This window comes from Mesoterricola sp. MK458 (assembly GCF_055384935.1).
Map to the genome: position 1 here is coordinate 1,930,241 of NZ_AP045075.1, position 23,107 is coordinate 1,953,347.

The window sequence follows — 23,107 nt, forward strand, 5'->3', positions numbered from 1 at the left end:
GGCAGTCCTTCACCGGTCCGAAAGCGAATGCGCCACCACCGAAAGCGGGTACCGCGTCCCCGCCAGGAAGTCGTCGATGCACGCCAGCACCGCCGAGGAGCGGGGCCGCGCGGCGATCTCCTCCCGCGTGAGCCAGCGGCAGGCCAGGATGACGCTGTCCTGGGGGCAGGGCTCCAGGCCCTCGGGCACGGTGCCGATGAACGCCGCCCGAAGGTAGTCCCGGCCGTTGCGCGCCTTGACGTGGTAGACGCCCAGGAAGGCCTCGGGGGTGAAGGGCAGGCCCGTCTCCTCCAGCGTCTCCCGCACCACGGCCTCCACGAGCGTCTCGTCCGGGTCCAGGTGGCCCGCGGGCTGGTTGAAGACGCGCTCGGAGTGCACGCCGTCGGTCTCCTCCACCATGAGGAAGCGGCCGTCCCGTTCGATGATCGCGGCCACGGTGGGCCTCCAGCCTGTCATGAGATCTCCGCGAGCTTGAGCCTTGCCTGTTCCTGTTTGAGCCAGTCCTTCTGGGGTTCGGTGAGGCCCCTGGCCAGGGCCTTTTCCGCGGCCTCCTTGCAGGTGAGCAGGAGCTTGCGGTCCCGCACCAGGTCCGCCGCCTGGAACCTGGGCAGGCCGGCCTGCCTCGTGCCGAAGAATTCGCCGGGCCCGCGCAGCTCCAGGTCCTTCTGGGCGATGCGGAAGCCGTCCTGGGTCTCGGTGAGCACGCGCAGGCGCTCGGTCTCGCTGGCGGAGAGCATGATGAACTGGCTGCGGGCCGCGCCCCGGCCCACCCTGCCCCGCAGCTGGTGGAGCTGGGACAGGCCGAAGCGCTCGGCGTGGTCCACCACCATGACCGTGGCGTTGGGCACGTCCACGCCCACCTCCACCACCGTGGTGGCCAGGAGGACGCGGGTCTCGCCCTTGACGAAGGACTCCATGCGCAGGGCCAGTTCGTCCGCCTTGAGCCGGCCGTGGACGACGGCGATGGGCACGTCCGGAAACTGCGCGTGCAGGAGCGCCTCCATGGCCTGGATGTCCCGCAGGGGCACCTTGGTCTCGTCCTGGGGGTCGATGGCGGGGCTGATGACGAAGGCCTGGTGCCCGGCCCTGAGCTCGCGTTCCACCAGTTCCCAGGCGCGCTCGGCGTGGTCGGGCTCCAGGAGGCGGGAGGTGATGGGCTGGCGCCCCGGGGGCAGTTCGTCGAGCACGGACTGTTCCAGGTCGCCGAAGAGGGCCAGGGCCAGGGAACGGGGAATGGGCGTGGCGCTCATGACGAGCCAGTGGGGGTCCAGGCCCTTCTCCTTCAGGGCCTCCCGCTGGCGCACTCCGAAGCGGTGCTGCTCGTCGACCACCACGAGCTGGAGGCGTTGGAAGGCCACCGACTCCTGGAAAAGGGCGTGCGTGCCCACCACGTACGAGGCTTCCCCCGAGGCGATCCGGGCCAGGGCGGCGCGCTTCTCGGCGGCCTTCATGGGACCCAGGAGCAGCTCCATGCGCCCGGCCTGGTCGCCCAGGATCCGCCTGAAGGTGGCGGCATGCTGGCGCGCCAGGACTTCGGTGGGCACCAGCAGCGCGGCCTGGCCTCCGGTCTCGGCCACCATGGCCATGGCCAGGAAGGCCACCAGCGTCTTGCCGCTGCCCACGTCCCCCTGGAGCAGGCGGTGCATGACCCGGCCCGACGTGAGGTCCTCCACGATCTCCTTGAAGGCCGTGCGCTGGGCCCCGGTGAGCCGGAAGGGAAGGAAGCTCCGCAGCCGTTCGCGCAGCTCGGGGGAGGTGGCCACCAGCTGGCCCCGGCGCGCCATGCGGCCCGCCCTCCGCAGGGAGACCCCCAGGGAGAACGCGAACAGCTCCTCGCAGGCCAGGCGCTGGTGGGCCGGGGTGGCGCGGGCGTCCAGCAGGTCCGCGTCGCCGTCGTCGGGGGGCTGGTGCAGCAGGCGCAGGGCCCCCAGGGTGCCGGGGAAGCCGCGGGCCAGGTCCGGGGGAAGCCACTCGCCCGGGTCCGCGGCGCGGGCCAGGGCCTCCTGGACCAGCTTCTGGCGGAACCGCCCGCCGATGGGGCCCAGTTTCCGGTACAGGGGGAGGAAGCGCCGCACCCAGAGGTTCTCCTCGTCGACGGCCTTGCCCATGTTCTCGAAGGACGGGCCCCTCATCTCCAGGCCCGCGCGGCCCATGGCCACGGGCCCGAAGGCGAGGATCCGGTCACCGGGCCGCAGGGCACGGGCCAGGTAGGCCTGGTTGAACCAGATGAGGCGGATGGTGCCGGTGCCGTCCTGCAGGAGCACCTCGGTGAGCGCCATGCGCTGCACGCGGGTGGTGGTCGTCCGGAGGTCCTTGACGGTGCCCAGCACGGTCACGGGCTCCCTGTCGGGACTCCAGCGGGTGTCGAGCTCGCCGATCTTCTGGAGGGTGCCCCGGTCGACGTACCGGTAAGGCAGGGACCACAGCAGCTCCTTGAGGGTGGTGATGCCCGCGGCCTCGAAGGCCTCCGCGAAGGCCGGCCCCACGCCCCGCAGGGCCGTGACCCGGGAGGAGAGGGGGTACAGCGGCAGCGCCGTGGCCATCAGCCCATCCCGGGATCGGTGGCGCGCTCCATCTCGCGGTAGCGGGCGTACTCGCCCTCGAAGTAGAGCCCCACGGAGCCCACGGGGCCGTTGCGGTGCTTGGCGATGATCAGCTCGGCGCTGCGGTCGTCCTCCACCTGGCCGTCGGCGGGGGGCTGCATGCGCCGGTGGATGAACATGACCATGTCGGCGTCCTGCTCGATGGCGCCCGAGTCCCGCAGGTCGGAAAGCTGGGGCCGCCCGCCCTGGCGGTGCTCCACCTCGCGGTTGAGCTGGGAGAGCACGACGATGGGCAGGCCGTGGTCCTTGGCCAGGAGCTTGAACCCGCGGCTGATCTCGCCGATGCGGGTGGCCTCGCTCTGCTTGGCGGCCCTGGACGAGTCCGGGCTGCTCAGCAGCTGCAGGTAGTCCACGATGAGCAGGTCCAGCTTGTGGTTGGCCTGGGAGAGGTGGCGGTCCACCATGGCCGTGATCTCGCGGGTGGTGATGGCGGCCTGGTCGTTGATGTAGATGGGAAGCTCCAGCAGGGCGTCGCGGCTCTTGAGGAGCCGGGCCTGGATGGTCTCGTCGAAGTTGCCCGCGGCCACGCTCCGCAGGTTCACGGCGCAGTGGGCCGACAGGAGGCGGTTGAAGACCTCCTCCTTGGACATTTCCAGGGAGAAGAACGCCGCGTGGGCCTGGTGGTACATCGCCGAGCGCAGCAGCCAGTTGAGGGCCAGGGCCGTCTTGCCGATGCCGGGGCGGGCCGCGAGGATGATGAGGTTGCCGGGCTGGAAACCCTGGGTGATGGCGTCCAGGCGGGAAAAGCCCACCTTGAGGCCCGTGGAGCCGCGCCCTTCAAGGCGGTCCAGTAGGTTCTCCATGGCGTCCCGGGCCACGTCCGAGATGTGCTCGAGCCCGCGGCGGTCCTGGCCCTGGGCCAGCCGGAACAGGTCGACCGCCGCCTGTTCCACCAGGGTGTCGGGGGGCGCCTCCTCCTCCGCGGCCTGGCGCACCAGCTGGGCTCCGAGCCGGATGAGTTGCCGGAGCTTGCGCTTGCGGATGAGCAGGTCGGCCAGCACCTTGGGGCGTCCCACCTCCTCCGCGCTGAGCAGGTCCACCAGTCCGGTGAAGCCGCCCACCCGCCCCAGGTCCCCGGCCTGGTCCAGGGCGTCCTTGAGGGTGAGGGAGTTGACCTCGAGCTGGGCTTCGATGAGGGCCTTGAGGGCCTTGAACACCGCGCGGTGCGCGGGGTGGACGAAGTCCTCCTCCGACAGGACGAAGGAGGCTTCGGTGGCCGCCGTCTCGGCCCCGGGCGCGCAGCAGGTGGCCAGCAGCGCGCGTTCGGCCTCGATGTCCTCCGGCAGGCGTTGGGGGAGCCACTCGTTCATGGGGTCACGTCAGGGATGGGTGTAGCCGGTCCCCGTCACATCGATGAAGATGGGGTTGGTGACGGCGATGGGATAGATGCCCCGCATGATCTCGTACCAGGGGGTTCCCGCATGGTAGGGGCCGGCCTGGTCCAGGGCGACGCCGGCTTCCACCACGATCCAGGCGCCGGTTCCCGAGGTGGGCAGGGCGACGGGGAAGGTTCCCGTGTAGAGGCGGTCGTCCGTGGCGGACCGGGTGAGGACGGCGGGGTCGAGGGTGCTGACCACCTTGCCGTTCATGACGATGCGCACCTGGTCCAGGGGCATCCAGTCGGGCCGGTAGAGGTTCACGGCGACGTTGGCGGTGGCCAGGGGCCCCTTCACCAGGCCGCCGGGGCCGGTCCCCGAAATCGTCACATCCAGGAAGGGGCCGGTGGAGGCCACGGCGGCGCCGGACTTCAGGGCGGCCATCACCGAGGAGAGGTCCTGCACCAGGTCCGAGGTGGGCGCGGTGCCGGCCACGGGCGGGTTGGTGAGGACGGGGGAGGCCTTGAGGTAGGTGCGCGCCAGACCCACGGGGGTGTCGAGGCTGAACCTGGCCGAGGACAGACCCAGGGCCTTGGTGAAGGCCGTGGGGGTCTGCTGGTTCAGCAGGGCGAACCAGTCGGACCGCACCTGCAGGAATTCCTGGAACCAGGGATCGGGGGCGGCCTTGTCGAAGCCCTCGGCCCTCAAGAGCTCGATCGCGTCGAAGCTGCCGTTGGTGGTGTCGTTGGCGTAGAAGCCCTTGCCGGTCCACCAGGCGTTGACGCCGGTGCCCACGGGCACGGTGCCGTCGAAGCCGGCCTGGGTGAAGAGCCCGTTGGCGCCCCGGGGCCGGTTCACGATGGTGTACGAGCCCTTGGACTGGGTGATGAAGTCGGACAGGGTCCAGTTGTCGGGCTGCAGGGCCCCGCCGTAGCGGTAGGCGGTGGCGGCGGGGGTGCCCAGGGCCGTGGCGGTGCCGTAGCCGGGAAGTTCGGAGGTGCGGGCGTCCATCACGAAGGGGTCGTTCTTGATGGCGGAAAGCTGCCCGGCGCTCCAGCCGATGCTGTCGTATTCGGTCCGGAAGTCGTTGTAGAGCCGGTGGCCGTCGGTGCCCAGGTCCTTCTCGGTGGTGGCCACCACCTGGACGGATTCGGCCAGGGCCGAGACCAGCTTTTCGACCGGGAGGTACCCGCCGCCGCTGGCCTGGGAGGGCCCGGGCACGTCGAAGGTGGTCCAGCCCGCGGGAAGGGTCCTGGGCCAGACGATGAAGGAATGGATGCTGTTGGACTGGCCCTCGAAGGCGGTGATGTCCATGGTCTGGAGGTCGGAAAGGGGTCCCCGCGTCCCGTAGGCGCGGTAGGTGCCGCCGGTGATCACCGGCGTGCCGGCCTCGGACGCCTGTCCGGTGGGCGTGCCGTTGGCGAGCCAGAAGTAGCGGGTCTGCACGTTGGTGAAGAAGCCGGTGCCGAACATCTCGTTGCCGGCGCGGAACTGGTTCTGGCCGGGCCCGCCGCCCACGACCACGTGCTTGGTGACGCCGTCGTAGTAGGTGGAGAGGGTCCGGGTCCGGCGCATCTCAGGGTCGGGCGTGATGCCGGTGCCCTTGATGGTGAAGCGCATGGGCTGCATGTTGCCTTCGGGGGCGTTGGCCTCCCGGGTGTCGAAGAGGTGGGGCGCGTACAGGCTTCGCACCGCGGTGCCGGTGGAACTGACGATGCGGTCGGCCTCGGGGCACAGATAGTCGAAGGACCCCGGGTAGAAGCGCAGGGTGGGATAGATGACGATGGGTCCGCTGAGCAGGGGGCGGAGGCTATCGTAGATGTTGACAGACTGGTACTTGACCTGCTGGCCCACCTTGTTCGTCACCACGATGCGGTAGGTGCCGGCAGGAAGGTACATCGACGTCGAGTCGGGCGCGAAACTGGCCGCCGAAGTGATGTTCTCCCCGGGCTCCAGCCAGACCACGCGCTCGGGAATCCAGATATCCTTGCCCGCCTGGCCGGCTGACCGCTCCACGCGAATCTCGGTGGGGAACGGGCTCTGCCGCATGGCCGACCCGGTCAGCGGGAACTCCAGCTGGCCGAAACCCTGGGGCCAGAGCCCGTCGGTCTTGTTGTACTTCGCCAGGGCCATCTCGTCGAACAGAGCCTCCCCGTGGTTCGGTTTGGACAGGTCGGTGCTCTTCCCGCCCGCGATGTAGAGGCGGCGGTTGTAGGTCAGGGTTCCGCCCGCCGCCAGGCCCGCGGGGGCGAGGGGGAGGCTGCCCACCACCAGCCGCTCCGGGAAGGTGGGCCGCATGGCCTCGCGGGCCTCCTGGGGATCGGAGGCCACGGCGACGGCGGGGGCGTCCTGGCTCATGATGCCGATGGACGCGTGCGAATCGATGGAGGCGGCGCCGGGCTCGGCGGCCATCAGCACCACCATGGGCGACTGCACGGAGGTGGCGATGGGGTTGCCGAAGTCGCTGCCCGGAATCTGCACGCCCCAGGGCTGGGCAAGGGGCTCGCCGAAAACGGAGACGCCCGCGGGCACGCAGAAGCGGAAGCCGCTGGAGGTCTGGTGGAGGGCGTCGCCGATGCTGCGCACGCCCAACGGCGATCCGCTCTCGTTGACGATGGTGGTGGTGGCGAGCACGTACCGCCAGAGCTTGGACAGGGAGAGCACGTGGACGACGGAGACGCCCTGCACGCGGCCCGACGCGTCCCAGGTGGCGCCGGCGAGCTTGTGGCCCCTGTCGAGGATGGCGCCCCTCATGGTGAGGGTGCTGGGATCCGTGAGGGTCTCGGGCTCGAAGCTGTCGAAGACGAGCTGGAGGTCGGGGTCCTGGTTGACCACGGGCGTGAGGCGCTCGAGGGAGTCCGCGGGCATGTTGACCCGCTGGTAGCTGGTGTCCAGGCTGATGTACCCGGCGTCCACGATGCTTCCACCCGAGGCCGCCCCGGCGATGGGGCGCTGGGAGGTGTCCCCCCAGCGCGTGCCGTCGATGGCCACCTGAAGGAAGTCGTTGCCGAGGTAGAAGTCGCCGGGGCCGGCGGTGGACTTGAGGCCCGCCACCCGGTCGCCGCCCGTTTCAGGAATGGCCTCGGCCACCACCGTGGTCCGCTGGAACCCCGTGGCCCGGTAGCAGCCCGTGCCGCCCAGCGCGAGCAGGGCCGGTACGGCGCAGGCGATGCCCACGCGGGGAAGGCTTTGGGAAATTGGCCGCACGGGTCTGGTATGATTCATTAATTCTCACTCGCGTTGGGCCCCATTGGGGGTAAGGGTCTATGCTAACTCACGATGGGACTATCTGGCTGGGTTACTCTCCGTTGGGGTTCACGGCGGTGGCTGTGGGCAACCCTTGTTGTGTTCTTTACCATTGATTTGCTTTGGATTCTCCTATGGTTCCCCAAGGAGTTCGCTTCGCGCATTTTTCCGCGAAGCGCCGTTCCCGCCGTGACGGGTCCCGCCCTGGTCCTGGGGGCCGGCGTGTACGCCGACGGCGAGCCCTCCCCGATCCTCGAAGGGCGCCTGGAAACCGCCATGGCCCTGTTCAGGGCCGGCAAGGTGGGCTGGATCCTGGTATCCGGCGACAATCGGGCCCAGAACTACAACGAACCCCAGGCCATGCGCAAGTGGCTCATCCGGCGGGGGATCCCTGTTGAACGGGTGGTCAGCGACTATGGCGGGAGGCGCACCTACGACAGCCTCAGGCGGGCCCAGGCGGTCTTCGGCGTCAAGCGTATCGTGGTGGTCACCTCGGACTTCCACCTGCCCAGGGCCCTCTACCTGGCCTCCAGCATGGGCCTTGACGCCACCGGCGTGGCGGCGGACACCTCCGGGGTGCCCCTGAGGGCCCGGGCCGGCTTCCTGGCCCGGGAATTCGCGGCCCGGCACGTGGCGGTGCTGGACCGGTGGTTCCCGCCCCACACGATGCTGGGGAACAGGGAGTCCACGCCCGACGACGCTACAGCAGGGCCTTGAGGGCCCGGTAGTCGGTCTTTCCCGTGCCCAGGACCGGGATCTTCTCCAGGTCCACCACGGCACGGATGTTGTGGATCGGGCTGAAACCGGCCTCCCGGATGGCCTGGTTGGCCTGCTCGCGGGTGACGCCCCGCGTGGTGAACAGGGTCAGCTCCACGGCGCTGCCGGTCTCCCGGGCCTCCACGGCCAGGACCGCCTCGTCGTCCCCGAGGCCCGAGAAGCGGTCCAGGAGGGCTTCCTCCACCGAAGGCAGGCTGACCATCTCGCCCCCCATCTTCACGAACCGCTTCAGCCGGCCCGCGAACGCCAGCATGCCGTCCTCCTCCCGCACCAGGTCCCCGGTGCGGTACCAGGCGTGGCCCTCGAAGTCCACGAAGGGCGAGGGGCCGTCGAACCCGAGATAGCCTCCGAAGACGCTGGGGCCGCGCACCAGGAGCATCCCCATGGCCCCGGGCAGCGACCGTTCGCCGGTGTCGGGGTCCACCAGGACGTGGTCCACGGAGGGCATGCACCAGCCGATGGTTCCGTGCTTTCGGCGCTCCTCGCGGTTCGCCGCCACCACGGGGGAGCACTCCGTGATGCCGTAGCCCTCGAGGATCACCATGCCCGGCCAGCGCTGGGCGATGGTCTCGAAGAGGGCCTCGGGGCACTTCTCGGCGCCGGTGATGACGAAGCCCAGGGATTCCAGCTGGGCGGTGCGGGACACCCGCACGATGCCGTTGAGGAAGGTGGGGGTGCCCACCAGCGCCGTGACGCGGTAGGCCTCGATGTGTCGGGCCAGGGCCGTGCCGTCGGTGGGCACCGGGTAGTACACGGCCTGGAAACCGCAGCACAGGGGCAGGACGACGGTGCCCGTGAGGCCGAAGGAGTGGAAGGGGGGCAGGAACCCCACGAACCGGGCCCCGTCCAGGAAGCGGTACTCCGCCGCCACGTCGCGCACATTGGCCAGCATGTTGCCGTGGGTCAGGGGAACCGCCTTGGGCAGGTTCTCGCTGCCGCTGGTGAACAGCACCACGGCCGTCCCGGGGATGCGGGCCCTGCGCAGGGGCTTCCAGGAGAGCCAGGCGCCCAGGAGGGCCTTGAGCTTGGCGCCCCGGGTGAGGGAGGCCCCCACGTCCTCCATGAGCAGGAGACGGTCCCGCAGGGCATCCAGGTCCATGCCCTGGGACTGGATGCGCTCAACCACCTTGCCCACGGTGAGCACGCGCCTGACGTCCAGCAGGTCCAGGCCGTGGGTCATGTTGCGCACCCCGGTGGTCCAGTTCACCATGACCGGCGTCTTGCCCGCGAAGAGCACCGCCAGGTACAGCACCGCCGCGCCCACGCTGGAAGGCAGCATGATGCCCACGTAGGGGCCCTCGATGGCCTCCAGGACCGGCTTGAGGGCCAGGACGGAGGTGATGATGTCCCGGTAGGTGCGCACCCCCGAGGCCTGGTCGGCGATGATCGCCCTGCCGGGGTCCCGCGCCGCCTGGCGCAGGAAGACCTCCGGAATGGTGTCGCCCTCGGGCACCATCGCGGGCAGGCCCATGGGCCGGAACCAGGCCGAGGGCACCGGCTTGAGGGGGGCCCCCGCCGTGTCGATGGCGTGGCCCGAGGCCGCGAGCAGGGCGTCGCCCACGGTGACCAGGGAGTCCGGGTCGCCCAGGTGGTGGCCGAACTCCTGCTCGATCCAGAGCTGGAGCTCCAGCCGCATCAGGCTGTCCATGCCCAGTTCCCGCGCCAGCTTGTCGTCGTCCTTCAGGCCCGCCTTGCCCGACATCTCGCCCAGCCTGGCCAGCACCTGGGCGCGCACCGCGGGGGTGACCTCGCCGGGATCGCCCTGGAGCCGGGCCTGGGGCGGGTCGGGGAGGACGCGGCGGCCGCCGGGTTCCCAGGGGGTCGCGGGCACATGCAGGGCCGGGGGCGCATCCTCGTTGAAGTACGCCTCCATCCTCCGGTTCATGGCCTCCCGGCCCCCAGACCGGGGGAAGTCGGCCGGCTCGGCCAGTTCCACCGTCACCTCCCGGCGGGGGCAGAAGAAGATGAAGCTGGCCAGGATGTCCAGGGCCTGGCGGGCCAGGACCCGGGTGAAGTCGGGGGAGTGCCCCGCGGCGCGGCTGAAGCGGCTGCCCCAGAGGCCGCGGGTACGCACCAGCACCACCCGCGCGCCGGGCGCCGCGGCGAGGATGGTCTCCACCGCGCTGTTGCCCCCCAGGTCCTCGTGGCGGGCGCGCATGAGGTGTCCGCCCGGGTAGAGGAGGATGTTGCGGCCCTGGGCCAGATCCTCCGCGCATTCCCGGATCACGCGCTCCACTTCGGGGCGGCAGCTCTCGCCATGCTTGGAGAGGTCCGGCAGGGGTTTGGCCCCGAACTTCCGGGTGATCCAGTTGATGCCGGGACTGGCGATGCGGTCCCGGTCCGCCAGGGAGGCCGGACGGAACCGGGGGTAGAGGGTCCCCGCCACGATGACCGGGTCGATGAGGGCGGGATGGTTGGGAAGGAAGAGGATGCCGCCGGTGCCCCGGGAGGCCACCTCCTCCAGCCCCTTGACCCGGATGCGGTACCGCAGGGACAGGAGGCAGCGGCCCAGGGCGATGAAGAGGGAGGCCGTCACGCCCATGGCGCACTCCGGAGCAGGGCCCGCATCCCCAGGCTCAGGGCGAGGGCGAGGCACCCCACGGCGCACATGCCCGTGGTGGGTGCCCAGTGGGCGTTGAGAAGGTTGGACAGCGGTCCGCTCAGCATGATTCCGCCGAACACGGCGAAGTTGGCCGCGGCCAGGACCGCGCCCCGGCGCGAGGCCTCGGGCCGGCGCTGGATGAAGCTCTCCACGGGGATGAGGAAGATCCCGCCGAAAAGCCCCACCAGGCCCACCGCCACGAACACGGCGGGAACCACCAGGGGCGCGGGCAGCAGCCGCAGGGCGGGCAGCACCATCATGGCCAGGCCCATCCCGGCGCCCGCGGGCCCCAGCACCCGGTGCCAGTCCTCACCCTTGGCCCACCGGGGGCTGAGGATCCCGCCCGCGGCGATTCCGGCCAGCTGGCTGACGATGAGGGCGCTGGTGAGGGACTTGCTGAGCCCGAGTTCCTGGATGCCCAGGGGATTGATGAGGAGCACCTGAAGCGAGCCCGAGAACCAGATGAACACCGAGGCCCCCACGGTGAAGGCCAGGAGGGGATCCTTCCGGATGCCCGCGAGGTCGCGCAGGGTGGCCAGGGGGCCCAGCCACGGGAAGGGGGCGCGCGGGTCCGCCGCGGGGAAGGCGGCGATCCGGAAGCTGACCGCGAGGCCGCCCAGGGCCACCAGGATCACGCCGGCCCCCACCAGGAGGCGCCCGCGGTCGATGCCGTGGAACCCGGTTCCGGTCACGTCCAGGGTGAAGCCCGCCGCCGCGATGCCCACGAGGATCCCCACGGTCACCACCATGCGGAGCACGCCATTGGCCCGGGTCACGTAGTCCCCCGGGTAGAGCTCGGGAATGGAGCCGTTGACGGCCGGACTCATGAAGGCCGCCTGAGTGCCCATGGTGCCGAGCATGACGAGGATCAGCCACCAGTGGCCCGTGGCGATGCCCACGGCACCCACCAGCATGGCGGCCAGTTCCACGGCCTTGGCCGTGATGACGACGGTGCGCTTGGGGAACCGGTCCGAGGCCCATCCCGCGGGCGCCGCGAAGAGCAGGTAGGGGAAGGTGAACACGAAGACGGCCACCCCCTGGAGGCTGATGCGCCCCGCCGCCACCGCGAGGATGAGCACCGCCTGCTTGTAGTAGTTGTCGTTGAAGACGCCCAGGAAGAACGCCGCGGCCATGGCCGCGAATTTCCCCCGCGCCCGGCGGACCTGCACGCTTTCGTCGCTCAAAGGCCCTCCCCGGAACGCAGCGGACCCCGGGGATGCCCCAGGGTCCGGCCCTTGCGCGCGCGCATGTCCATGGATCAGAGGTCGATCTCCCCGACGCCCAGGTCGTCGGCGGTGTCCTCGGCGCTGTCCTTGATGGCCGGCGACACGTCCAGGTCGTTGGCCAGGCCCAGCATCTCGCTGGAGGAGGCGTAGATCTGGCCCACGGTCTGCTTGCGGGTCTCAAGCGTCTGGATGAGCTCCTGCACGCGCTTGATCTCGTCGTTGAGGTGCTGCCATTCCACCCGGATGGTGTTGTTCATCTGGTCGACGTCCTGGCGGCAACGCTCCCGGGCCTGCTCGTAGAACTGCTGCTGGTCTTTGTTGAGATCCATAAAAGCTCCATACACACGTAAAGGGGAAACACCAAAGATTCGGATGGGTAAAGGATACCGGGAACCGCACGGACCTCAGTTGAAAACCTTGTACGCCACCCAGGCCACCGTCGCGATGAGGGCGATGAGCACGGGGATCAGCCAGAGGGGCTGCTGGGGGTGCCCCACGGGCGCCGGGGGCATGGGCATGGGCTCGGGGGGGCGCACCCGCTGGGGCTGCGGCGGGACCGGACGGGGCTGGATCTGGGGCTGGGGCTGCGGGGGGCGCGGCTGCGCGGACGGCGGGGGCTGGACGGCGGGGTACCGGTGCCGCAGGAGCTCCTCCAACTCACCCCGGGACCCCTTCAGGACCATGTTCACGTACTCGGCCAGGTCGTGCTCCGTGGGCTCGCTGCTGGTCTTCACCAGGAGGTTCTTGAGGTCCCGCTCCAGGAACCGGGCCGAGACGTAGCGGTGGTCCACGTCGCGGTTCAGGGCCTTGTTCACGATGGCGGCCATCTCCGGCGAGACCGCCGGGTTCACCGTGCGCACCTCCAGGACCTTGCCCATGCGGACCTTCTCGAGGACCCCCAGCTCGCTGTCGGCCTGGAAGCAGCGTTCCCCGGTAAGGAGCTCGAAGAGGACCAGGCCCAAGGAATAGATATCGGACCTGCCGTCCAGCGCCCCGCCCAGGGCCTGTTCGGGGCTCATGTAGAGGAGCTTGCCCTTGAGGGCGCCGGCCATGGTCTGGGTGCTCTTGGTGGCGGCCTTGGCAATGCCGAAGTCCACCAGCTTCACCGCCCCCTCGTAGGAGATGAGGATGTTCTGGGGGCTGATGTCCCGGTGGACGAGCTTGAGCTCCTTGTCGTTGATGCCGCGCTTGCGGTGGGCGTAGTCCAGGGCGCTGGCCACCTTCATGGTGATGGCGGCGGCGAGGGGCTCGGGCACCGGCAGCCGGTACTCCCGCACCTTGCGCAGCAGGCTGCGCAGGTCCCGCCCGTCCACGAACTCCATGGCGATGTAGTAGAACCCCATGGCCTTGCCCAGGTCGAAGATCTGGCAGATGTTGGGGTGCGTGAGCTGCGCGGCGAGCTTGGCCTCGTCGATGAACATCCGCACGAACTCGTCGTTGTCCGAGAGGTGGGGGAGGATGCGCTTGATGGCCACGATCTTCTCGAAGTCGTGGACGCCGCGCTGGCGGGCCTTGAACAGTTCGGCCATGCCGCCCACGGCGACCTTCTCCAGGAGGTAGTAGTTGCCGAACTCCTCCATGCTCTCGTCCGGGGGGGCCGGGCTCTCGGGAGGGGCGGGCGGGGGCCAGTTGTCGGGGATCTGGGGCAGCGGGCCCGTGGCCTTGATGTCGACCTCGGAGCCCTGGAAGAAGCCGGAGATGCTCGGAACGCCGCCGAGGGTGAAGTCCTTGGGCAGCGGGGGGGTCACGGCCCGGGGCGGCTCCGGCGGCAGCTCGTCCAGGTCGGTGAGGATGTCCGCGAAGAGGTCCTCGGTGGTGAATTTCTGGGCGCCCGGTCCGAAGCCGCCCAGGCAGGAGCGCAGGGTGGCCGGCCAGGCCTGGATGGAGGTGTCCCGGCCCATGCGGTGCAGGGAGGTGGGGTCCAGGCCCGCCTTCCGCGCCCATTCCGCATCGGCTTCCGTGCCCCCCAGGGCCACCAGGGCGATGCCGGGCTTGCGGAGCTGGAGGTCCCGGAGCAGCGCCAGCCCCTCCTCCCCGATGGCCCGGGGATCGAACAGGACCACGTCCGGCGGGGTGGCGGCGGCGGCCTGGAAACCCCGGGCGGCCCCCTGCGCCCAGACGACCTCCCAGCCTTCGTTTCCCATGACCGCCGACAGGTCGGGGGTCCGGAAGGATTCGCCGTCCACGATGAGCAGATGAGCCTGGGCCATAAATTCTCGAGAAAATGGAATTATAGACCGCGGGAGCGGAAGCGGCCAACTCCTCATCTTCAACAACGAATGCTGGCAATACCTGCATTCCGCTGGTAACCTGATGGACGGCCCTGGTTCCGGAATTGCGGTTTCAGGGCGAAATCAAGGCGGAAGGAGGTGTCCCCACATGCCACTGGTCAAAATCAAGGAAGATGAAACTTTCGAGAACGCGCTTCGCCGCTTCAAGCGGAAGTGCGAGAAGTCTGGAATCCTCAGCGAGCTGAAGAAGCGTCAGCACTACGAGAAGCCCAGCGCCAAGCGCAAGCGGAAGATGCTCGCCGCCCGCAAGAAGACGTTGAAGCGCCTCGCCCAGGAGCGGAGGCTGATGGGCTGAAGCCCACGTTTCCGATAGGATGGAAAGGCCCGCCCACGGCGGGCCTTTTTCGTGCGCCAATGCCCCCCATGACCCGAACCCCCTACGCCTCAGAACTCCTCGCCGTCGAATTCCCCACCCTGGCCGCCCTGGTGGCGGGCGGGGCGCGCACGCGCCTGGGCCGCGCCGCCCTCCAGGAGCTCCAGCCCTGGGACGGCCGCTGCGGCCTGCGGCGGCTCAGGCAGATGGAACTGGGACCCACCTGGTCCCTGGACCCGGGGGCCCTGCCCATCGTGGCCTTCGACGAGGCCCTGGACGAGGTGCTCAACCCCGCCGGGTGGCCCCTGCCCGAGCACTGGCGCCAGCTGCGGGAGGGCCTGCGCGCCCTGGCCACCCTCCTCCGCACCGCCCGGGGCCTGGAATGGCCCGAGGACCGGCCCGGGCCCGAGGGCACGGAACTGGGCATCGACCGGCTGCAGGTCACCGCCGACCTCCTGCCCGACCCCGGGCCCGTGGCCGACCAGCTGGGGCGCTGCTTCACGGAGGACGGCCAGCTCGATCCCATGCGGGTGCCGGGCCTGGCCGACCTTCACCGCACCCGGTCCAGGTGCTTCCAGTCCGTGAACAACCGCCTCCAGCGCATGCTCCGGGACTTCCCCGACGCCTTCCAGGAATTCAACGTCGTGGAGCGCAACGGGCGCTTCTGCCTGCCGGTGCGCACCGAGCGCCGGGGCATGGTGCCGGGGCTCGTGCTGGACCGCTCCAGCAGCGGCGCCACCGTGTTCGTGGAGCCCTTCGAGGCCGTGAGCCTCAACAACGACCACGTGGAGGCCGACCGGGAATACATGCAGGCCGTGCAGGCCTTCCTGCGGGACCTGCTGGAGGGCCTCCGGGCCCGGCGCTTCGATTTCGAGCGCTGGCACCGCTTCCAGGCCGACGCGGACGAGGGCCTCGCCCTGCTGCGCTGGAGCGCCCTGTGCGACGGCGCCCTGCCGGACCTGGGCCGGGACCGGCTCTGCCTCCTGGAGGCCCGGCACCCCCTGCTGCTGCCCAACGTGCGCGCCGCCCTGGACCTGGACCCCCTGGACCACGACGCCGTGCCCCTGACCCTGGAGCTGGACCGGGAGCGTCCCGGGGTGATCATCTCGGGCTCCAACACCGGCGGAAAGACCGTCGTCCTCAAGACCGTGGGCCTGCTCACCGCCCTGGCCCGGTCCGGATGCGCCATTCCCGCCCGGCCCGGCACCGAGGTGCCGGAGATGGCCACCCTCCACGCCGACATCGGCGACCACCAGACCCTAATCGGCAGCCTCTCCACCTTCTCCAGCCACATCCTCCACCTCAAGCGCATCGTGGGCCAGGCCCGCACGGGGGGCCTCGTGCTGCTGGACGAGCTGGGCACGGGCACCGACCCCAAGGAGGGGGCCGCGCTGGGCATCGCCCTCCTGCAGTCCCTTTCCCGGCGCCAGTGCTGGGTGCTGTGCTCCACCCACCTGGGGGAGATCAGCCAGTGGGCCCTGCGCCACCCCCGCTTCCAGAACGCCTCGGTGCAGTTCGACGAGGAGCGGCTGGCCCCCACCTACCGCCTCATGGTGGGCATGCCCGGCCAGAGCCGCGCGCTGACCATCGCCGCCAAGCTGGGCCTGCCCCGGTCCATCCTCGACCACGCCGAGAAGGTGCTGGGCCGGCGCGAGCAGGACTGGCGCGAGTTCCTCCGGCAGCTGGAGGCGGACCGCCTGCGGCTGGCCGACGAGACCCAGGCCCTGAAGGAGGCCGCGGCGGCCGTGGAGAAGGACCGGAAGATCCTCGCCAACCGCGAGGAGTCCCTGCGCCACGCCCAGGAGAAGTTCCAGCGGGAGTCGGGGGAGAAGGTCCAGCGGGTCCTCGACTTCATCGACCACGAGTCCAGGCGGCTCGTGAAGGAGCTCAAGGAGAAGCACAAGGCCACCGAGCCCTTCAACGCCGACCGCGTGGGCACCGACGTCCGGGAGCGGGTGCGCACCATCGAGCAGATCGCCCACGCCGAAATGCGGGCGGGGACCGCCCCGCCCCGGGCCCAGGATCCGCCGCAGCTCCGGGAGGGCGGCTACGCCCGGCACCGGGGCCTGGGCGTGGAGGGCCGCGTCGCCAGCCTCAAGGGAGACCGGGTGGTGCTGGAGACCCCCCAGGGCCGGCGCCTGGAGGCCCGCGCCGGGGAGCTGGAGGCCATCCACCGGGGCGCCCTGGGCGCACAGAGCCCCCGCAGGGGTTCCGTGCGCTTCCGCGGCGACGCCGAGGACATCCAGTCCGAGATCAACCTCATCGGCCGGGCCTCGGACGACGTGGACACCGAGATCCACCGGTTCGTGGAGTCCTCCATCGCCGCGGGCCAGAAGTTCATCCGCGTGGTCCACGGCCACGGCACCGGGAAGCTCAAGGCCGCCGTGCGCGAGGCTCTGAAGGGCCACCCGGGCATCGCCAAGGTGGAGGACGCGCCGCAAAGCCAGGGAGGCGCGGGGGCCACGGTAATCACCCTCCGGTGACGGGAGGCTACGTAATGGCCCTTATGGCGTGCACCTGAGAATCAATCACACTTGCATGGAACCAGCGGGAACCCGAACTCTCCGAAGGGAGGCGGGGCCCTGCCCTGCCCGGAGAAGCCCCCATGAAGTGGTACCGCAACCAGAAGCTGGCCACCCAGCTCATCCTCTCCTTCTTCCTTGTGGCCCTGGTGGCCGTCGTCGTGGGGCTGCGGGGCATGGGAAACATCCGCAAGGTGGCCGGGATGATGACCGACATGTACGAGAACCAGCTCACGTCCGTGTCCCTGGTGGGCAAGGCGCGAAGCAATGCGATCATGTATGCCCGGCTCACCAACAACTACTTCGTGGCCCCGGACGTCGAACGCAGGCGCGCCGTGGCCGAAGCCATGGCCGCCAACCGCGTGTCCCTGATGGACCACATCGCCAAGGAGCGCGCCACCCGCATGGCCAAGGAGGAAACCGTCCTCTGGGCCGCGTTCGACCGTATCTGGGGCCCCTACGAGGAAACGACCCGGCGATTCCTGGCCCTGGTGGACCAGAACAAGCATGCCGAGGCGGGCCCCTTCCTCTTCTCCGAACTGCGCCCCAAGACGCTGGAACTGGACCGGATCTTCAAGGCCATCGAGGAGGTCAACCTGCAGGATGCCGCCCTCACCCAGAAGAACAGCCTCGAGGCCGTCGCCTCCCTCCAGACCCAGACCATCGCCTTCATCGCCGGGGCCTTCGCGGTGGCCCTTTCCCTGGGCATCGGCGTCGCCCGCATCCTGCGGAGCCTGGTGGGCGGTGAGCTCAACGAGGCCTCCGAGGTGGCCCGGCGGGTGGCCTCGGGCGACCTCTCGGTGGAGGTGCGGACGGCGCCTGGCGACACCACCAGCATGATGGCCTCCATCAAGGACATGGTGGAGCGCCTTTCGGCCGTGGTGGGCCGGGTCCAGGACGCCTCCGGCTCCCTGGCCGGGGCCGCCGAACAATTGAGCTCCACCGCCCAGTCCCTGAGCCAGGGCGCCAGCGAGCAGGCCGCGAGCGTGGAGGAGACTAGCGCCTCCATGGAGGAGATGAGCGCCTCCATCGCCCAGAACAATGAGAATGCCAAGTTGACCGGCGATCTGGCCACCAGCACCGCCCGGGACACGGTGGAAGGCGGCCAAGCGGTGCGTGAGACCGTGGGCGCCATGAAGGAGATCGCCCAGAAGATCGGCATCATCGACGACATCGCCTACCAGACCAACCTCCTGGCGCTCAACGCCGCCATCGAGGCGGGCCGGGCCGGTGAGCACGGGCGGGGGTTCGCCGTGGTGGCGGCCGAGGTGCGCAAGCTGGCCGAGCGCAGCCAGGTGGCGGCGGAGGAAATCGGCAGGTTGGCCTCGGGCAGCGTGGACCTGGCCGAGCGGGCCGGCAAGCTCCTGGACACCATCGTGCCCTCCATCCAGAAGACGTCCGATCTGGTGACCGAAATCGCCGCGGCCAGTTCCGAGCAGAACTCCGGCGTGGGCCAGATCAACGGCGCCATCACCCAGATCAGCCAGGCGGTGGCCCAGAACGCGGCGGCTTCCGAGGAACTGGCCAGCACGGCCGAGGAGGTCACGGGCCACGCCCTGGAACTCCAGACCGCCATGGGCTTCTTCAACCGCAAGGGCGGGTCCGCCGCGCCGGTGGCCGCGCCCAGGCGGGAGGCCCCCCCCGCGCGCAAGGCCGGCAAGGCCGTCCGCGTGGACGAAACCGGCTTCACGCGGTTCTGAGAGGAGTGGCGACCATGTCCGAACTCATGACCGTGCAACGCCGCAACCCGGTTCCCATCGCCCCGGAAAAGCCAAGCCAATACCTGGCCTTCGTCCTGGGCCGGGAGACCTTCGCCATGGAGATCCGGTCCATCAAGGAAGTGATCCAGTACGGGGAGCTGACCCAGGTTCCGATGATGCCGGACTTCGTCCGGGGCGTGATCAACCTCAGGGGCTCCGTGGTGCCCGTGCTGGACCTGGCGGTGCGCTTCGGCCGGGCCCCCAGCCCGGTGGCCCGGCGCACCTGCGTGGTGGTGCTGGAGGTGGAGCATCTCGGCGAGGGCCTGGTGCTGGGCTTCATCGTGGGCCAGGTGCGGGCGGTGCTCGACATCGACGCGGCCGACATCGATCCGCCACCGGCCTTCGGCTCCTCCCTGCGCACCGATTTCCTCGCGGGCATCGGCAAGGTGGAGGGCGAGTTCGTCATCATCCTGGATGTGGACAACGTCCTCTCCCTGGAGGAGCTCGCGGCGATTTCCGGCTGAGGGCGACCCTGCGGGGTATCCAAGCGGTCTACACTGGGACCCGAATTCCCGGGAACCCCAGGAGACCCCATGCGCATCCTCGTCCTCGCCTCGCTTCCGGCCATCCTTGCCGCCCAGGCCCCGGAACAGACCACGACCCAGAAGGACCAGCAGGCCCTGGCCGTGACCATCTACAACGACAACCTCGCGCTGGTGAAGGACCAGCGCGAGGTGCGCCTTCCCAAGGGCGATCTGGACCTGGCCTTCCAGGAGGTTTCGGCCCAGATCCGCCCCGAGACGGCCCTGATCCGCAACCTGACCGAGGCCAAGGACTTCTGGGTCAACGAGCAGAACTTCGATTTCGACCTGCTCACGCCCGGCAAGCTCCTGGAGAAGTACGTGGGCCGCAAGGTCACCGTGGTCTCGCAAAAGCCGAACCCCGACGGCGCCGGCTCCCGGGAGGTGCGGGAGGAGGCCGAAGTCCTGGCCGCCAACGAAGGCACCGTCCTGAAGTTCGCGGACCGCATCGAGACCTCCCTGCCGGGCCGCATCATCTACCCCGGGGTCCCCGCCAACCTCCGGGCCCGGCCCACCCTGGTGCTCAGCCTCCATTCCCCGAAGGAGCGCTCCCAGAAGCTCGAGCTCAGCTACCTCACGGCCGGCCTCTCCTGGCGCGCGGACTATGTGGCCAACCTCTCCCCGGACGAGAAGACCCTCGACCTGGGCGGCTGGGTCACCCTCACGAACCAGAGCGGCTCGGCGTATCCCAACGCCACCCTCCAGCTGGTGGCGGGCGACGTCCACCGCGCCTCGGCGAACCGGGAGGCCCCCGCCCCGATGATGGCCATGGCCAAGGCCTCGGCGCGGGCCGAGATGAAGGAGGAGAGCCTCTTCGAATACCACCTCTACACCCTGGACCGGCCCACGACCCTCAAGGAGAACCAGACCAAGCAGGTGGCCCTGCTCACCGCCCAGGGCGTGCCCGTGCGCAAGGAGTACCTTCTGCGCGGCGACGCCTACGCCTTCCAGGCCCGCTACGAGAACCTGGGCGAGAAGCCCAAGGTCGGCGTCTTCGTGGAGTTCAGGAACCGGGAGGAGTCGCGCATGGGCATGCCCATGCCCAAGGGCGTGGTGCGGGTCTACAAGCGCGATGGACAGGGACGGCCGCAGTTCGTGGGCGAGGACGCCATCGATCACACGCCCCGGAACGAGACGGTGAGACTCAAGCTCGGAGATGCCTTCGACGTCACCGCGGCCCGCAAGCAGACCGACTACAAGGTGCTGGGCCCCCAGGGCGCCTACCGCCAGGTGACCGAAGTCGCCTTCCAGGTGGAGCTGCGCAACGCCAAGAAGGAGGCCGTCACCGTTTCAGTGCTGGAGCCGATCTTCGGCGACTGGGAGATCGTCCAGAAGAGCCACGATTTCGTAAAGGAAGCCAGCGGTCTCGCCCGGTTCAACGTGCCGGTTCCGGCCGAAGGCAGTTCCACGCTCACCTACCGCGCACGCATGCGCCGGTAACCGATGTGACAATTATCAACGCGCGGGTAACCGGATAAGGCTATTTTGGATCTGTGGTCGACCTGTCGTGAGCCCTCCCAACGGTTTCCTGGGCTCCGTAAGGAACGACAAGAAACGAGGGTCGGGTTCCGGCACTCGCTGATCGTGCGATACCCACCTTGCATCGTGTTTCAACGCATGATCAGGCACCACGGCAAACAGTGTAGCACGATTCGATATTTTTCTATCGATACTTTTTCTAACATTGGCCGCCGTTCCCCGGCCCAGTTCCCACGGAGTTCCCCATGGCAAACCCGGTCGAGGCAAACCCGGTTGCGGCCTTCTTCGACACGTTGAGGAAGAACGCGGACGAGGTCCTGGCTGATAGCGGCGATTCCGCCAGGATCCAGATCCAGATCGGCTCCGCAACCTGTGAGCACGCCGCCGGCTCCCTCGAGGCCCTCGACGAATTCCAGAAGCACATCCAGGCTTCCGGCCGCGAGGACATCGTCATCCACAAGACGGGCTGCACGGGCCGCTGCAGCAAGGAGCCCATCGTCGGCATCACGGTCCCCGGCAAGATGCCCGTCAAGTACGAGCGCGTGGACCGGGCCCTGGTGCACAAGATCTTCTCCAGCCACATCCAGAAGGGCGAGCCCCTCCCCGAGCACGCCCTGGACGGCTCCCTGGACAACGTGGCCGATCTCTCCTTCATCTTCTGCGAAGGCCGCCGCTGCACCACGGGCCAGGCCCTCAAGCACGCCTTCGACCGCAAGCTCAAGGAGAAGGGCGTTCCCGCCAGCCGCGTGAAGACCTCCCACGTGCGGTGCTTCGGCGCCTGCAGCGAGGAGACCGAAGGCAAGTGCACGCACGTGCTGGTGAACCCCGACCGGGTCCTCTACCGCATCTTCACCGAGAAGGACCTGGACGAGATCCTCGACAAGCACGCCATCGGTGGCGAGGTCGTCGACCACCTGCGCTGCCCCGAGAAGCCCATCACCCAGGACTTCTACTCGCTCTACGGCGACATCCACTTCTTCAACCACCAGAACCGCATCGCCATGCGCAACAGCGGCATCGTCGACCCCGAGAACCTCGAGGAATACGTGCGCTACGGCGGGTTCTCGGCCCTGGCCACGGTGCTCGGCAAGAACGATCCCCTGTGGGTGATCAACGAAGTCCTCAAGGCCCGCCTGCGGGGCCGTGGCGGCGGCGGCTTCCCCACCGGCCAGAAGTGGAAGATCGCCCACGACCAGGCCGAGACCACCCGCTACCTCATCTGCAACGGCGACGAGGGGGATCCGGGCGCGTTCATGGACCGCGGCATGCTGGAGTCCGACCCCTTCAACATCGTCGAGGGCATGATCATCGCCGCCTTCGCCATCGGCGCCGGCCACGGGTTCTACTACATCCGCGCCGAGTACCCGCTGGCCATCAAGCGCATCCAGAACGCCCTCGCCCAGTGCCGCAAGGCGGGCCTCCTGGGCAAGAACATCATGGGTTCGGGCTGGGACTTCGACATGGAAGTCCGCCTGGGCGCCGGCGCCTTCGTGTGCGGCGAAGAGACCGCCCTCATCCGGTCCATCGAGGGCGAGCGCGGCCAGCCCAAGGTCCGCCCCCCCTACCCCACCGTCAAGGGCCTCTGGGGCAAGCCCACCTGCATCAACAACGTGGAGACCTTCGCCAACATCAGCGCCATCATCAACTACGGCGGCGAGTGGTTCGCCAACCAGGGCACCGCCGACAGCGGCGGCACCAAGGTCTTCGCCCTGGCCGGCAACGTCAAGCACACGGGCCTGGTGGAAGTGCCCCTGGGCACCCCGCTTTCCAAGGTGGTGTTCAACATCGGCGGCGGCGTCAAGGACGACAAGGCCCTGAAGGCCATCCAGACCGGTGGCCCCGCGGGCGGTTTCATCCCCGCCTCCCAGTCCGAGATGGAAGTGGACTTCGGCCCCCTCTCCAAGGCCGGCTCCATCATGGGGTCGGGCGGCATGATCGTCCTCAGCGAGGACGACTGCATGGTGGACCTCTCCAAGTTCTACCTCAGCTTCACCCAGGAGGAGTCCTGCGGGAAGTGCACCCCCTGCCGCGAAGGCACGACGCGCATGCTCGAGATCCTCGAGAAGATCACGTCGGGCCGGGCCGTGCTGGAGGACCTGGACAAGCTCGAGCGCCTCGCCAGGCTCTGCCAGCAGACCGCCCTCTGCGGTCTCGGGCGCGCCGCGCCCAACCCGGTGCTCAGCTCCCTCAAGAACTTCCGTGACGAGTACCGCGAGCACATCGTGGATAAGAAGTGCAAGGCGAAGAAGTGCGTCGCCCTGATCCGCTACCAGATCGATCCTGAGACGTGCATCGGCTGCACCGTCTGCGCCAGGAACTGCCCGGTGGAGTGCATCTCCGGCCAGCGCAAGACCGCACACCTGATCGACCAGGAACGCTGCGTGAAGTGCGGGCAGTGCTTCGAAGTCTGCCGGTTCGACGCGGTCGAACGCGTCTAATCAAACGCACCCC

At 69.3% G+C, this 23,107-nt stretch carries 15 protein-coding genes; 7 read left to right on the top strand and 8 right to left on the bottom strand.

Annotated features, from left to right (window positions below; genetic code table 11):
* Positions 1 to 9: 9 nt before the first annotated feature.
* From ACZ5LB_RS08515 to ACZ5LB_RS08530, 4 genes are read right to left on the bottom strand one after another with little or no spacing between them, the layout of a single operon-like run.
* Positions 10 to 456 carry an NUDIX hydrolase gene (locus ACZ5LB_RS08515; protein WP_464605768.1) on the bottom strand — a complete coding sequence of 149 codons (447 nt, stop codon included), beginning with the start codon at positions 454 to 456 and terminating at the stop codon, positions 10 to 12.
* Positions 453 to 2,543: an ATP-dependent DNA helicase RecG gene (gene recG, locus ACZ5LB_RS08520; protein ID WP_464605769.1), complete on the bottom strand. Its 2,091-nt coding sequence runs from the start codon at positions 2,541 to 2,543 to the stop codon at positions 453 to 455. Before recG ends, ACZ5LB_RS08515 begins: the two co-directional genes overlap by 4 nt.
* Positions 2,543 to 3,913 (bottom strand): replicative DNA helicase, encoded by a 1,371-nt coding sequence (dnaB, locus tag ACZ5LB_RS08525; RefSeq protein ID WP_464605770.1) that lies wholly within the window; start codon positions 3,911 to 3,913, stop codon positions 2,543 to 2,545. Before dnaB ends, recG begins: the two co-directional genes overlap by 1 nt.
* Positions 3,914 to 3,922: 9 nt before the next feature.
* The gene (locus ACZ5LB_RS08530) at positions 3,923 to 7,126 is read right to left on the bottom strand and encodes a CehA/McbA family metallohydrolase domain-containing protein (RefSeq protein ID WP_464605771.1); all 3,204 of its coding nucleotides are present in this window, start codon (positions 7,124 to 7,126) and stop codon (positions 3,923 to 3,925) included.
* Positions 7,127 to 7,354: 228 nt separating this feature from the next.
* Here ACZ5LB_RS08530 and ACZ5LB_RS08535 point away from each other — a divergent pair, with 228 nt between their 5' ends.
* The gene (locus ACZ5LB_RS08535; protein WP_464605772.1) at positions 7,355 to 7,882 is read left to right on the top strand and encodes a SanA/YdcF family protein; all 528 of its coding nucleotides are present in this window, start codon (positions 7,355 to 7,357) and stop codon (positions 7,880 to 7,882) included.
* Here ACZ5LB_RS08535 and ACZ5LB_RS08540 read toward each other — a convergent pair.
* The 4 genes from ACZ5LB_RS08540 to ACZ5LB_RS08555 all read right to left on the bottom strand — a co-directional run bounded on the left by ACZ5LB_RS08540 (position 7,866) and on the right by ACZ5LB_RS08555 (position 13,980).
* On the bottom strand, positions 7,866 to 10,484 hold the full coding sequence (locus ACZ5LB_RS08540) for an AMP-binding protein (protein ID WP_464605773.1): 2,619 nt from the start codon (positions 10,482 to 10,484) through the stop codon (positions 7,866 to 7,868). The two genes, ACZ5LB_RS08535 and ACZ5LB_RS08540, sit on opposite strands and share 17 nt — an antisense overlap.
* On the bottom strand, positions 10,475 to 11,728 hold the full coding sequence (locus ACZ5LB_RS08545) for an MFS transporter (protein WP_464605774.1): 1,254 nt from the start codon (positions 11,726 to 11,728) through the stop codon (positions 10,475 to 10,477). The genes ACZ5LB_RS08540 and ACZ5LB_RS08545 overlap by 10 nt, the downstream gene beginning before the upstream one ends.
* Positions 11,729 to 11,802: 74 nt before the next feature.
* Positions 11,803 to 12,099 (bottom strand): hypothetical protein, encoded by a 297-nt coding sequence (locus ACZ5LB_RS08550; protein WP_464605775.1) that lies wholly within the window; start codon positions 12,097 to 12,099, stop codon positions 11,803 to 11,805.
* Between the two features lie 75 nt (positions 12,100 to 12,174).
* On the bottom strand, positions 12,175 to 13,980 hold the full coding sequence (locus ACZ5LB_RS08555; RefSeq protein ID WP_464605776.1) for a serine/threonine-protein kinase: 1,806 nt from the start codon (positions 13,978 to 13,980) through the stop codon (positions 12,175 to 12,177).
* 169 nt (positions 13,981 to 14,149) lie between these two features.
* Between ACZ5LB_RS08555 and rpsU the strand changes: the two genes are divergently transcribed.
* The 6 genes from rpsU to ACZ5LB_RS08585 all read left to right on the top strand — a co-directional run bounded on the left by rpsU (position 14,150) and on the right by ACZ5LB_RS08585 (position 23,094).
* Positions 14,150 to 14,356, top strand: coding sequence for a 30S ribosomal protein S21 (rpsU, locus tag ACZ5LB_RS08560; protein WP_243335345.1), 207 nt, complete (start codon positions 14,150 to 14,152; stop codon positions 14,354 to 14,356).
* 68 nt (positions 14,357 to 14,424) lie between these two features.
* Positions 14,425 to 16,857, top strand: a complete 2,433-nt coding sequence (locus ACZ5LB_RS08565; RefSeq protein WP_464605777.1) for an endonuclease MutS2 — start codon at positions 14,425 to 14,427, stop codon at positions 16,855 to 16,857.
* A 122-nt stretch (positions 16,858 to 16,979) separates the two neighbouring features.
* A complete protein-coding gene (locus ACZ5LB_RS08570; RefSeq protein ID WP_464605778.1) occupies positions 16,980 to 18,596 on the top strand; it encodes a methyl-accepting chemotaxis protein in 1,617 nt (538 codons plus the stop codon).
* Positions 18,597 to 18,610: 14 nt separating this feature from the next.
* Positions 18,611 to 19,120: a chemotaxis protein CheW gene (locus ACZ5LB_RS08575; protein WP_464605779.1), complete on the top strand. Its 510-nt coding sequence runs from the start codon at positions 18,611 to 18,613 to the stop codon at positions 19,118 to 19,120.
* Positions 19,121 to 19,189: 69 nt separating this feature from the next.
* On the top strand, positions 19,190 to 20,617 hold the full coding sequence (locus ACZ5LB_RS08580; RefSeq protein WP_464605780.1) for a DUF4139 domain-containing protein: 1,428 nt from the start codon (positions 19,190 to 19,192) through the stop codon (positions 20,615 to 20,617).
* Between the two features lie 284 nt (positions 20,618 to 20,901).
* Positions 20,902 to 23,094 (top strand): NADH-ubiquinone oxidoreductase-F iron-sulfur binding region domain-containing protein, encoded by a 2,193-nt coding sequence (locus tag ACZ5LB_RS08585; RefSeq protein ID WP_464605781.1) that lies wholly within the window; start codon positions 20,902 to 20,904, stop codon positions 23,092 to 23,094.
* The last annotated feature ends 13 nt before the right edge of the window (positions 23,095 to 23,107 follow it).